This window comes from Lysinibacillus sp. fkY74-1 (assembly GCF_053165895.1).
In genome coordinates, this window is sequence record NZ_CP170174.1 from 1 (window position 1) to 15,862 (window position 15,862).

Below are 15,862 nucleotides of genomic sequence, written 5' to 3' on the forward strand. Positions count from 1 at the left end.
ATGTATTATTTTAGTGATTTGGAATTAGTTAGGTCTATAAATGACCCTATTCACGGGACTATAAAACTAAATGATTTAGAAATGGATATTATACAGCATCCATTATTTAAAAGATTGCACAATTTAAGACAGAATTCTTTCTTATACAAAGTATTTCCTTCTGCAAAGCATACGCGTTTTGAACACTCAATCGGTGTAATGCATTGTGCTCATAAATTATTAAGTGCTGTTATAGAAAACGGAACTACTGCAAACCAAGGTGAGGATATAGCGACAAAAGGACAATTTGAAGAACATAAAAATGTTGGAGTAGGGGTAGCGTTAGCAGAACATTTGAAAACCGAACAAAAAATAAGAATTTTCACTCATCTGAGAATCGCCGCTTTATTACATGATATTGGACATGGGCCATTGTCACACCTATTTGACTCATACGCTCCAAGCATTGAAGAATTTGAGAAAATTTTAGAATCAGACAGAATGTTAAAGAGCGATAATGAATATAGAAAGCAATTTAGTAAAATGTTAATTAGGTATAAAGAAAAAATGTTTGATAAGGGAGTTACTGATATAAGAATTGAACATGAACATGTTTCATCGTACTTTACTTATAAAATTTTAAAAGAATTGGAATTTGGTATAGAAGATATCTACAGCATCTTAACTATTCTCAAACCTGAGTTAGAACTTAATAATATTAAAGTAAATATATTTGAAAATGAATATAACATCTCGAAATTACTAACTGATATTGTAGCAAGTGCACCTATTGATTGTGATAGAATGGATTATTTAAAAAGAGATAGTTTTTTCGCAGGAGTTCCTTATGGTAACTATAGTGAGGACAGAATACTAAAAACGGTTTTATCTTATGCACATAATAATGAAATAAGAATGGGTTTAAAGATTAGTGGATTACATGCAATAGAAGGCTTTTTACTTTCAAGATATCAAATGTTCGTTCAAGTTTATGGACATAAAACTAATGAAGCATGCAATGCGATGTTGGATTATATTGGTAAGGGAGATAAATTGTCATTTCAGGCTTGGTCTGACAAGGAATTAAATTCGGAGGATTTTATTTCACTATATAAAGAACTTTCAGATGATAGTTTTTTATCCACTTTAAGTGAAAAATTAAAAAGTAATGATTTAAAAGGTAAAGATAAGACTATTCTGAATTTGAAAAATCGAGATTTATGGAAGAGAGTATATGAAGTTGAAGAGTATGTCCCTAGTAAGGATTATCAAACAAATGTAAAAACTACATTTAAACAATGCTTTGATGAGATGCAAGAACTTTATAATAATGATGTTCAGATTTATACTGGAGATCGTTTTCCACTAAAAGATATTGCATCAGTAGGAGCAAAGCTCCTTTCAAAAAACGAGCATTCTTACTATACTGTTTCTAATAAAGAATTAAAGAATAGTTCTCAAATTATTAAATCATTAAATCAAGGTTTACGTATCCACCGAATTTATGCATTGGATAAAAAAATTGTCAGTGATTGTAAGGAATATGCTGGAACGAACATTCATGCTTTAATTATGGATGCAGAAGTAGCTGATGCGGATGCTAAAGTGGAAAATTCATAAAATTTCAAAACAATTGGGCATGATTAGGATTCGTGCAGAGTTTACAAAGGTACTTACACATTTAAATGGAATTAAATTCTAATCATAATTGTTATAGGAAATGTATTAAACGCTAAATGTAATTTTAGAAAAGTTGGGAGTACCACTTTCGCATAGCGAAGGTGGTTTTTTGTTCCCATAAGCTTTCAAGAAAATTCTCTAAACAAAGGTAGATTTGTTCCCAAATAGTTTACCTTATTCGTGATGAATATTTATACTATATTTTAATGACTTGGGGTATTGATCGGATTCGATTAGGCTTCTGGAAAATGAAGCTCTTAAAGAATAAATGGCGAAAGTATTTAAAATTATATAGTAACGAATACTTTGAAAGTTAAATAATTACATAAGGTACGAATTATAAATATGGAATATTTTCCATATTTATACGCATCATAATTTAAGGGGGAGTATGTGTGTGGAAAAAAGTAAAAGAGATTTATTATAAACTTTTTATAATTTCTTTAGCAATATTCTTGTTTCTCTTTATGATATTCACGATATTCACAATAATATATAGAAGTATTAATGGTAATCTCGATTCAATTACTTGGATATCTATTGTAGCTGTTGCTTTATCAATCCCTGGTATAATGAATACGTTCGCCGATGAATTTAATCCAAAAAAGAAAACTTACAAATTATCTTGTCATTGTCCAAAATGTAAACATTTAATTCAAATGGATATGAAAGAAGAATAATACATAATTTAAGCATCTCAAAGGGAGATGCTTTTAGTTTGCGTCAAATTTTCTTAAATCTCCATTCTATACCATTTAAAGGTTGATGTGAGCTGTTCAAAGGCGAGTTCAGACTTACAAATTTCCCATTAGGTTTTGAACGTTCGTTTTACATTTGAAGCACTTTGTTGATCAAATAGTAATTGTTAATGATTAGTTTACTAATAGGGAGAAATTAGTGGAGAACTCTTTCTTTGCGAACCGTCAGTTTCTATAATTTGTTATATTTTAACGAAATAACAATATTTTTGTCTTATCACTAAATAATAGGTATAATATACTATCAGAGAATATATTTTATTAAGGTGGTAGATTTAATTGAAGTTTCTTTTCTCTATTGGTGCTGAATATAGCAGAAAAGATATAAAAAAATAATAGGTCATCCCGAACAAGATAGGGGGAATATGGGGTACAGGATATGCCCCTTTTAATGATTGTTACTTTATTTTTGCAAATATAGGGACAGCAGGTCGCACAGGTAATATTTACCCAAATCTATTGGTAAATAAAAATTTATATTGGTTTAGTAAAGGGACTGACTCTCTCCATACCCAACCATAAAAGCAATGAAGAGTGGTCAAAACAAAGTGTATATTATCACAAGAGAAAATAGTAATAATGTAAGTTTCGTATTTCAAGGACTTGGTTATGTAAGAGAATTTGATGATTCCAAACCTGCACATAAGGTATGGGGGTTAATTGATAATTTGGCGATTGTTTCTGACAAATATAAAGCTGACAAAGAAAAAATTCGTTGAAGGTACAAAAAAGAACACTTACTACTACTCGTTATGAAAGAAATCACAAAGCAAGATAAGCCTGTTTAAATCACTTTGGTTATAATTGCATGGTATGTAACTTCAATTTTGAGCGATTCTTCGGTGAAATTGGGAAAAAATTTATACAAGTTCATCATGAAATAGAAATTAGTACAATAGGAGAAGAATATGAAATAAATCCAATAACGGACTTGAAGCCGTTTTGTTCAAATTGCCCTGCAAAGCTACATAAACGCAAGCCAGCTTATTCAATTGATGAGTTGAGAGAAATTGCAGTTTTTTCAGTGTGGGAAAGAGTTTTATAATATTCCCTTGTTTTAAGTAACTTACAATTTAATACTTGTAGTCAAAGTTTCGATTGATTTATTTATAAAGGAATTAGTGTAATAATGATAAAAAAAGTAAATTTATGTATGATTTATGGAGGTTGGAAAATTGAAAAATAAAAGATATGTAAAAGATAAATTTTCAGCATATGATTTTTCGATTGAAGATTTGAAAGACAAAAATGTTGATGAAGATTTTATGGATGAAGTAGCAAACAAAACATGTGTATACATACAATATACAAATGATTTAAGGAAGTTTTATGTTGGTGAATCAAACAGATATATAACAAATGGTAGTAGAGGAAGGTTTATAGAGCATCTTGTTGAGGGTGCAACTGTATCAGGAAATATAGTACATAATGAATTTGACAGGGTGCTAATCATTATTAGCAAATATTTAAAAGGTAATGGTGATATTTTAGAAACAAAGTTACTGAAATATATGGATACAGAATTCCTGTTGATAAAAGACAAAGTGTTGGTTAACAGTAGAAAAAATCAAGAACATGCAGAAGAGATCTCTAATGAAATTGAGTCAGAATTATTCCCTGAACTTTGGGCTTTTATAAAAGAATTAAAATTTGTAAAAAGCGATTTAAAAAATGTAGAAAGAAATCCAATCAAGTACTACTCACCGTTTGGGAAAGTTTTAGATGACGTACAATCTGTCGCTATTTCTAGAATTGTTGAAACTGGGCTTTCAGAAGAAAATGATAGAAAAATTTTAATTCAAGGAGAGCCAGGCACAGGAAAAACTTTTATCGCTGCTTCTGCCATTTTTGAATTAATTAGATTGGGAAGAAAAGTAGCATTAATAGTAAACCAAACTTCAATGGTTAAGATTTATAATGATTTATTTAGACTTGTCACAAAATCAAATAAACCTTTCGTTGGATCATTGGCTACATTTAAAAATGCTCTTGTAAGAAAAGATTTTTCAATTAGTGATTTCTCATTATTAATTGTTGATGAAGCTCACCGATTAAAGCAACCTCAGGGGAAACACAATTATTTACCAAGTACCTATACATTAGATAGAAATAATATGGAACTAACAGAAATTGATATTATTGAGGGCTATGGTAAGAATCTTGTTTTTTTGTATGATGAATTTCAAGTAATTCGAGATAGCGATATTGACATAGAAAAATTTAAAGCAAGAGTAAACACTTCAACTGGATATGAAAAATTAATTCTTGATGTACAATATCGAATTAAATCAACATCAAGTATTGAATCGAGTAATTATACAAGCGGTATAAGAGACATTCTACAATTAGAGACAATTGAGTACGATAATCAAATATTTAATAATGGATATAAATTTAAAATTGTCGACACTTTAGAAAATCTAGTAGAAGAAGTAAAGGCTAAAACAAACGCAAGTTACAATAATGCTAGAATCTTAAGTGGCTTTTATAAAGAATGGATATCTAACGATGATTTAACTAATTATGAATGGAAAGCCTCTGAATACGGTGTTAATTTAAGGTGGAATACTCCAAATGATAAACTAGGTAGGAAAAATTGGTTGAAATACACTTCTGATAAGGGATTAGAATTTACTGAAGTGGGATGTATCCATGTAACTCAAGGGATGGATTTAGATTATGCAGGGGTCATTATTGGGAACGATTTGGATGTTACGGAAGATGAAGAGGGTAATGTAGTTTTAATTGGGAATTCAGATGATTACCATGATACAAATGGGATTCCTATTAAAGGAACTGATGATGGAAGTAGATTAACCGAATATATTAAGAAAGTATACTATATTTTATTAACAAGAGGCATTCATGGTACTTTTGTATATATTGAAAATCCTAAAGTAAAGAATTATTTTAAACAATTAATCGAGAAAAAAACTTTAGTCTAATACTGTATAAAAATCTTATTTAACAAACGAATTATCTATAAATTAACCATTATTACTTATTTATGGGATAATCCGTATGCTAGTAACTATTACTAGGTATCTGCCTACTTAATACTTATACAATGATAACATGACTGGTAAATAACTTGAGAATGAGGAATGCACTGTGGAACCCAATTCTTTAGAATATCAAAAAACAATTGCTCTTGAATTCAATGCTACAAAAAATAGAATAAGATATTTAATAGGCTCAGCTCATTGGGGCGAAGACGGTAGACATAAGGAAGTAATTTTAATGAATTTCTTAAAAAGATTTCTCCCAAATAATATTAAGGTAGGAACTGGTTTTATAAAAGAAGGAGCTAATATATCTAATCAAATTGATATAATTATCTATCACCCATCATTACCATTATATTACAAAGAAAATGATTTTATTATTGTACAACCTAAAAGTGTATTAGGAATAATTGAGGTAAAATCAAATCCTGATAAAAATAGACTTGCAAAAGCTATCTTTAAAGCAAGTCAGGTAGGAAATCTCATCAAAGATAATTTAATTTTTAACGGTTTATTTATATTTGGTGAGGTTAACAATAGTCAAAATTATTCACCAAAATTATTAAGAAGACCTCGAAATGGTGAATTTAAGAACGCGTTATTCGATGCATTATCAAAAAAAAATGGTATAAATCATATTGTCTCAATTGATGGTGCCTTTATAAAAAAGTGGAATGAAGATGCAAAGTTTAGTTGCTACGCTATTAAGGATCTAGCAGCAAGTTATTTTTTCTCTAATTTACTAGATACTATAAACAAAAGAACTAAATTATTAGGTATCCCAGAGTGTATGAATAACCATCTTTATCCTATACCAGAGGGTAAAGAAAATTATATAAAATGGGACGTAGAAAAATAACTGTTAATTAGCCTCATCCAGGTAAGTGTAATTTTCCCCAACGCTAATTTTAGTTATATGGCATTGAGTTTTTTACAATAAGGATAAAATCCCTTATAAATATGGATAACAATAGATTCTCCAATGTTAGGTTCTACTGCGCCTTCTTCATTTTTGAAAATCATAGAGTTAAATTGAGTGTCATAATCCTTGATAAATAAGGGTCCTGACACTTTTTTAATTTCAAAGAGTATCCTATACTCAATATAACTCCTCCTATAAAAATTTGTATATAAGATATACGAGTCATTTAGCAGATGGTTTAAATTTGATGCAATGAATATAATTATATCCATTTAATGGTATAATTTAAGAATTTTATGATTTAACTTTATTTTTTTTAATTAGCTACTAGAACATAGCAAATAGTAAATAATTAATATTTATCAATTTCTTAGTTGAAAATTGGATTAATTAAGAGAGACAACAAATTTGACCATCTAAAAGCGTAGGGTACTTGCTACGAGAGTGTTAGTAGGTATTTATCTCTCGTTTGTGGGTAATTATAGTTTTATAACAAGAGTAGTTTTCGAGTATAATAGAAGAAGTTTGGTTTTAATTTACATGTTAAAGGAGCTAAAGATTATGCCTGTGTATAATAAATTAGTAAGAGATAAGATTTTAGAGATTATCGAAGCAGATGGGTTAGCTTACAACGCTCGAATATTGGATTCTAGTGAACTATTAAAAGAAGTTAAGGCGAAGATGATTGAAGAAGCTAAAGAGTTTCATGCTGCAGATACTGTTCATGAGAGCATTGAAGAATTAGCAGATATATTAGAGTTAGTACATACAGCACTTAGTACATTAGGTGTAAGTTCTGAAGAACTAGAAGCGATTCGTGAGCAGAAGAAGGCTAAACGTGGTGGATTTGAAAAGGCGATTTATTTAATTGATGTAGAGGATAAGTAACCTATTTCCAATGGAGTGTTTAGATGAATAATTACTTAGAAAATGACAATACCTTGGAATCGAATTTTCGCTCGATTTACTTGTTTGGAAGAAACGTTGCAACTTATAAATTTGCGTTCGCTAAAACAATATTAAAGATAGGTGAACAAAATAAAAGTTTTGTGAGCTTAGAAGAATTATCCCCTATATTTGCAAAGTATATGTTGGAGCATATTAGGAATGGGAAACGACAAATAACAAGTCATTCATCTAAGTTTATTAGTGCATTAGATTTATTTCATCAAAACCAAATTACGTGGGAGCAGTTACTTGAGGTTACTGAAAAAGTAGGATTTAACAATGTTATAGATGCCTTTCATAACATTCCTAATGGTGAGCTTGATAAAAGATTTTATGAGAAGTCCATACGAGGAAAGACTTTAGGAATTACATTGACCGATAGCATCTATTTGTTGAATGAAAGCTCCCAAAAAGAAAATATATTCAGTGAAATTGAAGGTAGATGGAACTTAGTTGAAAACGCATGGACTGAACGAAATCCCAAACTAGAAGTTCAGTTTGATACAGACCTTGAGCAGTTTTTCTTTATAAAGCCTATGACACCACAGCAGTTCATGTTGTCACATGAAAGAATTAATCTAACTTCTGCTAGAAAGCCATTAAACGGGTATCAAAAGGGCAAATGCTTCTATTGCTATAGACCAATTTCAATTGAAAGTAACCAATTGAAGACTTGTGACATAGATCATTTCGTGCCACTTTCAAAACAGTTCAACAGTACACATGATTTAGACCTAAATGGTGTTTGGAATCTAGTTCTAAGCTGTCAGGATTGTAATAGAGGAGAAACTAATGGGAAGTTTGGGAGACTACCTGAAGACCACCTTTTACAACGGTTGTATAAACGTAATGAGTATCTAATCGAAAGCAATCACCCGTTAAAAGAAACAATAATTATGCGAACAGGGAAAAACTTGCAGCAAAGAGCAAACTTTTTAAATACGATTTATGGATTTGCGAAGTCCCTAAGTAGAGCTAGGTGGCAACCTAAACTTGAGTACGATATTGGATTTTAAGTATGTAATTTTTTGTATGGTGAGTGGATTAACAATAGGGGGCATGGTTTCCGATATTTAGGTAGTGAGTTTTCCTATATAAAGATGACCTCTGACAGCCACACGAATTGAAGTTGCTAACGAAACGATTCCATTTGATAATCAATTGATATACATCTTCCAAGCTCTTTACATCTACCAAATATTAAAGCTAGTGTTATAGAAGCTTCTAGGACGTTCAACCTTCTTTAGTTTACTTCTACTAACCGTTATGCCGCACTAGTAGTAAAATACATGTTGAGCCCGTTTAAAACACGGCTTACTTGTTCAACTGTGTAACTTATACTCATTTATCCTCTTTTTTAACGTGTGCAATGATTCCATCGTAGTTAAACCTTATTACTCCTCCGACAGTATAGCTAGGTAGCTTGCCGTTCTTAGCCCATTTTTATGCTATGAACTATGATACTCCGAATAATTCACCGACTTGTCTTGCGCTCCTAAACATGAACAATTTGCCTCCTTTATTCTTACTATAGTAATTATAAGATATAGCAAGGATTGAATAAACATAGCAATGAAACACGGGCTAGGGTAATAAAATACTTTTGTTCCCTTCATTACCTATATGTTAAAATGTGTTTATATACCTATTTTTTGGAGGGTTATTTGTGACTATATTAACAAAAAACAATTTATATGAAGAATTAGAAAAGTGGTACACAACAGAAAGACCACTGTATGAAAACTTAGCAAATAAAGTAAGGCTTTTAATTGAAGATATTCTGGAATTGAGTATCATTCAATTACTTCAAGAGCTAAAGATGTGGAAAGTGTGGTTAATAAAGCAAAATTGAAAAAGTATAAAAATCCTCAATCAGATATACAGGATTTTGCGGGTATAAGAGTTATAACATTTGTCAAATCGGATGTTATTAAAGCATGTGAGTTAATAAAGCCACAATTTGAAATTGATGAAGTAAATAGCGCTGATAAAGGGGAAGAATTAGGAGAGGATAGAGTAGGATACCGTTCGGTTCATTATGTAGCGACGTTTAAAGACGATAGATTAAGTTTACCTGAATATAAGAAGTTTGCAGGGCTAAACTTTGAAATTCAAATTCGGACTATTTTAGAACATGCATGGGCAGACATTTCTCATGATAGAACGTATAAGTTTAATAATAATTTAACAAATGTTAATGATATTAGAAGGAGGTTCGCGTTAGCTGCAGCTAGTCTAGAAATGGTAGATAGAGAATTTGACAGATTAGCTAACGAAATTGAACAGTTGTCAATTCAAGTAGCTGATGGGAATTTGAATTATGCTATAGACGGTACATCACTTTTTGCATATTTAGAAAGTAAATTTGGTGAAAAAGCTGTGTCTAGAGTGGTAAGTCCGGAAAGCATGGAAATGGTCTTAGAAGAGTTATCTATTATGAATGTAATTACTTTAACAGAGTTAGATAAAATTATAAATGAACTAGTAGGTGAAGATGTAAATAAATTGATTTCAGAAGAAATTGTAACTTATGTTGGTTTAGTTCGAAATATATTGATATTAAAATATAAAGAAGAATATTTTAAAAATGCATGGAGACATAATTGGATAGGAATTACAGATGAGGAATTGGAATTTTTCGGTAAATTTGGATTGGATTATTTTACTGTTGCTACTAAATTTGGTTTACAAATGGAGGAAGAGGAATACGATTTTGAAGAGTATAGAAATTAATATGAATTTTTATATATCAAAATATAATGGATTATAAAAGGTTTTTGAACCAAATTCGTAAATATCTAAGAGCCTTTTAATAAAGTTCTACATAAAAAAGATAGTGAGGAAATTTTATGCATTACATTGATAGTAAGGATAAGTATTTTACGAAAAAGCTCTTAATAGAGGCAAATAATGCTGCTATTAGGGAAGATAGAAACCGTCAGCTAAACGAAGAATATTTAAAATGTTTAGCTGATGATAAAGTTTATCCAATTGTCCTCTCTTTAGATGAACATAATAGGGGGGAAATTAGAGTGCAAATTTTGTTCGATGAGAAAGGTACAAGGGGATTTTTAGATTTAACAAAAGATAGATATAATCGCTTACCAACCGCGATTGTTAAAAAAGATGGAACAGTCGAACTTGAGTCAGAAGAATCAATTAATTCAAAAAGGTTATATCCCGAAGGTAGGGAATACTCAGAAAAAGTGAGTAAAAAAATGATCAGAGAAAGTAATTTTAGAACTAAGATACTTTCTGCATATAATAACCAATGTGCCATGTGTGAGGAGGATGATATCTCAATTTTAGTGGCTGCTCATATAAATCCTGCACATTTATGTTCGGATGATACAGTAAATAATGGTATTTGTCTTTGTAAAAATCATGACAAATTATATGAGGATGGGAGTATTTGTGTTAAACCTAATGGTGAGATATTTATTCAAGACGGAAAAACTAAATTAGAAAAAGATAAAATTCGTTTACCTAATAATAAAAGTTACCACCCATCTCCTGAGTGGTTGAACAAAAGGTTAGAATTGTCAATGAAACTAGGTGACTAAGAGCCACTTAGGGTTCAAATACTTCGAATGTTCTATTTTTATTCTGCCTGTATTGTTCACTACGCTCACCGAGCTCGAGGTTCGCTAGTTTATTATCTTTAATTTTTATTCTATTTTATTGGAACTATTAAGGAGCGGGCCCGCGTACGTATGAGCACGAAAAAACTGACGCAAAGTTCTTGTTGTTCGTCTGGTAAAGGAAGAAAAGTTTCTATCAGCATACGTAACCCATTACGTTGGGAGTACCTCGGTAAATTCCTCTTCTGTAGCTCCTAGTGCAAGTAATAACTCCGAAGTTAGGTAAACCCTATTCTCTATCTACGAATAGCGAAGCGGCAAGTTCAAAAAGCCTTTGTTTACTTACCCCGATGCTTTCCCCGCGACTTACTTATGGTATCTCTATCTCCTATTGGGTTTTGTCTTACAATCTACTGATCAAAAACTAACTCCTGGGTGTAAAGATACATAGAAACCTTTAATGATGAACTAAAGAAGCGTTAGAATTTATCAATAAGGCCATAAATAAAAGAGTTATGATTTTAAAAGCTAATCTACTCCGAAAGTTTAAACAAATGGAGGAATCTAGGAGTTTGTTGAGGACCTGCATAATACTAACCCTGAAAATTTGGAATACAAAAAATTAAAAGATTCTTTTATGAAAATCTTAAGGGATTCTTTATTGCTGAATAGGGTGATAGGCCTAACGGCTACTTATAATTATCATCAAGGCTATTAACAAAATCTTACCGACAAAGATTAGGGCATGAAGTTCTTTTTATAAATGTAAGAGGTGAATAGGATGTCTATTGAATTAATTGGTCCACAAGGGTATGAATATCAATATATAGTGACGGCGTTAGTCGGATTATCAAAGCTTAATGTAGTAGATGATTTGAGCCTTGTAATTGAAAAATCAGGCGGCGAGGATGCTGAGTTAACGCTTGTAGAGAATGGCGAACGAAGAGTAGTAGAGATACAGGTGAAGAGTACGAGCGTGGACTTGGGGTTACAGGGATTTACGGAATGGCTGGCACACTTTGAGGATCATAAGGCACAACCGAATTTGCTTTCAAGAGTAGAAAATGACCACGACCGCTATGCGTTGTTTGTCACAAGAGCGAGATGTACAGATGATATGAGGAATTTTTGTACGGATAAGCAAATATCGAAGCATGAACTCTCCCCTTTAGCTTCCAATAAAGTAAAGGATATGGTTGGATATTTACAAGGCTTGTATACCGGGAGATTGTCTCCCTTAAAGGGACGTAGGAAATTATATTGCGAGCAGCAGTCTCAGCATTTTAATGCCAATAAAACTGCATTAAGAGAAGTTATGGAACGTGTTATTGTTTGGGAGCAGCTTCAACTGGGAGAGTTGGAAAATCTTATTTATAGCATTTTAAATAAGGACTTTCTTATTCCACAAAGTAATACATATACCGTTTTACTTTATATCTTAGATGCGATAAAGAAATCGCGGGATAAACGGGGTGATGTGATTCCCCTGATTAGGGAGATTTTAAAGAAAAATGCAGCTAATAGAATTTTTCTAAATCCGGTCAACGTTTTCAGAGAGGAGACGACTCGATTAATAGAACAGCTAAAACAGGATAATGTTCTGTTACTGACAGGTGTTTCGTATTGCGGTAAGACACATACCGCTGAGTATATTGCGACCTATTTTCAAGATATGGGTTTTTACTGTAAACAGGAAAAAGACATTAGTGAAGCATACCGCTTTTTAATTAATGAAGAAAACGAGGACAGACTTTGTATTTTGGAGGATCCGTTTGGACATTTGAACTTTAAGCAGAATACACCCGATAAAATGGAAATGATCAGTAAAGTCATTAGTAAACTGAGAACAAACAGGAAGTTGATAGTTACCTCCCGAAAGGATTTACTGAAGCAGAATTATGGATTACCTGAGTTGAATAATTGGAAAATAGACAAATTTCAATGGAATGACCTATCTGTAGAAGATAAGAGTTTAATGTTTAAGGTTTGGGAGGAGTACTCGAAGCATAAAGCTCTACCTAAGGATATTATCCAAGTACTGAAATCAGGTATAGAACGGAGTACTTATGATCAGCTATTGCAGCCAGGTCAATTACGATATCTAGCCTATAAAGAGTTAGACGAACTGAAAGGAAAGAGCTTTGAGGAACTATATAGTTTGGCAAATGAGGATGCCAGAAATATTAGTGCATTTTTTAGTCAGCAAAGTACAGATTTTCTGAAAGTAATTTTGGTGTTAGGGTGTGGAGCTACAACCATTTCCCCAATTTTTTTAGATGTAATCAGGTACATACTCTCGAAGCCTCAGGGAAGATTAAGCATCAGAGAGGGCGGGTGGGATAGTGACTTTGATAGGGAACATTCATTTCCTGTCTACCCTGAATTAAGAGAGCTCACAGATGGGGAGTCCGAAGCGTTAGATCTTTTAGAAACAAGGGGATTTATTCAATTTGATTCTAACCATTATAGGTTTACACATCCTACATATTTAGAAGCAGTTAAACAGACAATCAAGTTTATGCATACGGGTATAAAGCAAAGAATCATGATTGAATTACTTGATCAAGGTATGTTCTGTTTGCATCCGAAAACAGCCTTTTTATTTACCAGAAATATTGAGTCTATTTACATAATGTTTGAGCATAATACTCACATTCAACAGCAGTTAGTTGACCTAGCCTATTCAGCTGGGACTAAGAGTATTTTTCCTGCGGTTCGTGATATCGCGATTACCTTTTTAATTAAAATTATTGAGCAATTAGATCATGAAAAGCAAAGGGATATCATCGATGTAATTCAACAACATACTCCAGGAATTATGCAGTTGAAATGGGAGGTGGATATTCCTTGGTTGGGTGGCCAAATCGGCTATAACATGAGCGATTATTGGAAAGCTGAAATGGATAATTTTGTAGATGTGACTGTATTAAGCACTTATTTAGATAAGGTAACTAAGGGAAAGTCATTATCAATAAGGGAAGCTTGGTTACTAGTAAACAACTTTTATTATAATTTTTCTGATTCCGATAATATTCGAATCTTACGCTATTTATTGACATTTGACGAAGCTTTTATCAGAGAAAAGGCAGCTTATCTTTTACTAAAAGTGTATGGAGGTTACTACCCAGAGGTCATTCCAACTGTCTTTTTGGATAATCATCCGAGTGTTATGTTTGCGGCTATTAAGGGTAGCTTCCATTTATGGTATAAGGTTGATTTTACAACAAAAGCAATCCTCCTACGCTATTTAAAACAGGCGTTGGAAAATAAATTTGTAGCTGCGGTTGCTCATGATTTTATGATTCACTTTAGTGAGTATTTAAAGTATAAAGAAGAAGGCTGGAAGGAATTAAAATCGGAACAAAAGGCAGAGTTGTGGAATCTGTGGGCGTACCTATTTCCATCATTCTTCAAAAGTATCCCTGAGAAGATGATTCAAATTCATGAGGCTCGTTTCTTTGATACTATCACTAAAGCAACATACTTTATTTGTCCGGAGCAAATTATTATTTTAGTTGAATCTTGGTTAGGTTGGGTCGATAGAAGATTAACGTTCTCTTTACCGGATGAGTTTGGCATGGCACTGGGGGAAATTTTAATTAAAGGAACGAAGTCTAATCCAGCAATCCGTGAACGACTTTCTTTACAATTACTTTCTCATCCAGATACAAACTTTTTGTTTGTTATTATAAACGACTTTATAAACGGATGGCATGACTTAACAGCGGTAGAACAAAATGAAGTACTGAAGCTAATACAATCGGAAGATAAAGTGGATGCAAGATGGTTGAAGGCACTGGCATTAACTAGAACAGATGTACCAGAAGAAATAGTAGGCGTTATTTTAGGAACTAACAATAAGTCTACATTTAAACAGGGACCGGACGATATTGTTCGGAACATGCCTGAAGAACTACTTACAGATTGCCTCCATGTCTATTCTGGATATCCACAACCTCTTTGGTGGTTAGGAACGCATCATGCTTATGATACTCAATGGGATGAGGTGATTCTGACACTGTTAGATCAAGAGAATCATAGGTCCTTTGAATTAGCATTAAGACTGTTTATTGGTAATGTAACTAGCCTCCATTTTTTTAAGAGAGATGAAGCATCTGTGCTTTCGCTCTGGAAGAGGCTTTGCCAAAGCTCAAATAACCAAACGAAAGTTAGTGCATTTAGATATCTGTTAAAAAATTCTTTACAAAAGGTTGGAGTGTACAGTAAGGATTTGTGGAGTATCTTCTTTTCAGAACTAAATAGTGATGAACAAAAGTTTTATTTAAATCAAATTGTTGAAGTGGTAGAAGGTTTGTCTTATAACGAAAAGCTGACCTATATTTTTCCCGAAACCATTGTTAATAAGGTACTTGAATATTTACCAATTGATCATATATCCTGGTTCATATTGTCTAACAGCGTAATGCCAGGTAATGAAAAGCTCGAATTTTTTGAGAAGATGTTGCAAACAGAAATCACGTCGCCGAGATTATTTGAAACCTATACGTATATTCGTAATTATTTTATAAATAATTTGGGATTATTGGAAGATTTAATAATTATCATGAAAGATAGTTTGAGAAAAAAAGCAGCTGCTCAAAAACTACAATTTGAAGATGAATTTGAGTTGGATGATTGGAATTCGGTGAGGTAGAGTATATCTTTTTAAGATGGTAAGATTCTTATAGAAAAAATTTTGGGTATTATAGAGAATTGGAAGGATTAATAATTGTTAGCTTAGTGGCACATGAGTGATTTGGAGGTTACTATAGACTTTTATAAAAACCTAAGTTGCACAATCATGTTTCTTGTTGCCACTATACACTCCACATATATGGTATATGGCAAAGTCTTCACCTAAAATTGTAGATGCTACTTCTAGTTTGGTCTTTACAGCTGAACAATTCATAGCAATTTAATAAGAGCTACCAGCAAATCATTTAAATAGTTACAGTGTAATTTTTTTATTGAATCGGTATAATCATAAAT

Annotated in this window: 10 protein-coding genes; all 10 read left to right on the top strand. The window is 32.1% G+C overall.

Going from position 1 to position 15,862, the window contains the following annotated elements; all coding sequences use genetic code 11:
- Complete coding sequence (locus tag ACE1MS_RS22720; protein ID WP_447403046.1) at positions 1–1,599, top strand: HD domain-containing protein; 1,599 nt, start codon at positions 1–3, stop codon at positions 1,597–1,599.
- 1,366 nt (positions 1,600–2,965) lie between these two features.
- Positions 2,966–3,136 carry a hypothetical protein gene (locus tag ACE1MS_RS22725; RefSeq protein WP_447403047.1) on the top strand — a complete coding sequence of 57 codons (171 nt, stop codon included), beginning with the start codon at positions 2,966–2,968 and terminating at the stop codon, positions 3,134–3,136.
- A gap of 456 nt (positions 3,137–3,592) precedes the next feature.
- On the top strand, positions 3,593–5,362 hold the full coding sequence (locus tag ACE1MS_RS22730) for a DNA/RNA helicase domain-containing protein (protein ID WP_447403048.1): 1,770 nt from the start codon (positions 3,593–3,595) through the stop codon (positions 5,360–5,362).
- Between the two features lie 166 nt (positions 5,363–5,528).
- On the top strand, positions 5,529–6,281 hold the full coding sequence (locus ACE1MS_RS22735) for a DUF6602 domain-containing protein (protein ID WP_447403049.1): 753 nt from the start codon (positions 5,529–5,531) through the stop codon (positions 6,279–6,281).
- Positions 6,282–6,905: 624 nt separating this feature from the next.
- Positions 6,906–7,232, top strand: coding sequence for a pyrophosphohydrolase domain-containing protein (locus ACE1MS_RS22740; protein ID WP_447403050.1), 327 nt, complete (start codon positions 6,906–6,908; stop codon positions 7,230–7,232).
- A gap of 23 nt (positions 7,233–7,255) precedes the next feature.
- Entirely contained in the window at positions 7,256–8,308 is a 1,053-nt protein-coding gene (locus ACE1MS_RS22745) for an HNH endonuclease domain-containing protein (protein WP_447403051.1), read from the top strand.
- A 650-nt stretch (positions 8,309–8,958) separates the two neighbouring features.
- Positions 8,959–9,144, top strand: a complete 186-nt coding sequence (locus ACE1MS_RS22750) for a hypothetical protein (RefSeq protein WP_447403052.1) — start codon at positions 8,959–8,961, stop codon at positions 9,142–9,144.
- Positions 9,114–10,025 carry a GTP pyrophosphokinase gene (locus ACE1MS_RS22755; RefSeq protein WP_447403053.1) on the top strand — a complete coding sequence of 304 codons (912 nt, stop codon included), beginning with the start codon at positions 9,114–9,116 and terminating at the stop codon, positions 10,023–10,025. Before ACE1MS_RS22750 ends, ACE1MS_RS22755 begins: the two co-directional genes overlap by 31 nt.
- A 116-nt stretch (positions 10,026–10,141) precedes the next feature.
- Positions 10,142–10,855: an HNH endonuclease gene (locus ACE1MS_RS22760; protein ID WP_447403054.1), complete on the top strand. Its 714-nt coding sequence runs from the start codon at positions 10,142–10,144 to the stop codon at positions 10,853–10,855.
- A 799-nt stretch (positions 10,856–11,654) separates the two neighbouring features.
- Complete coding sequence (locus ACE1MS_RS22765; RefSeq protein WP_447403055.1) at positions 11,655–15,527, top strand: nSTAND3 domain-containing NTPase; 3,873 nt, start codon at positions 11,655–11,657, stop codon at positions 15,525–15,527.
- Positions 15,528–15,862 lie beyond the last annotated feature (335 nt).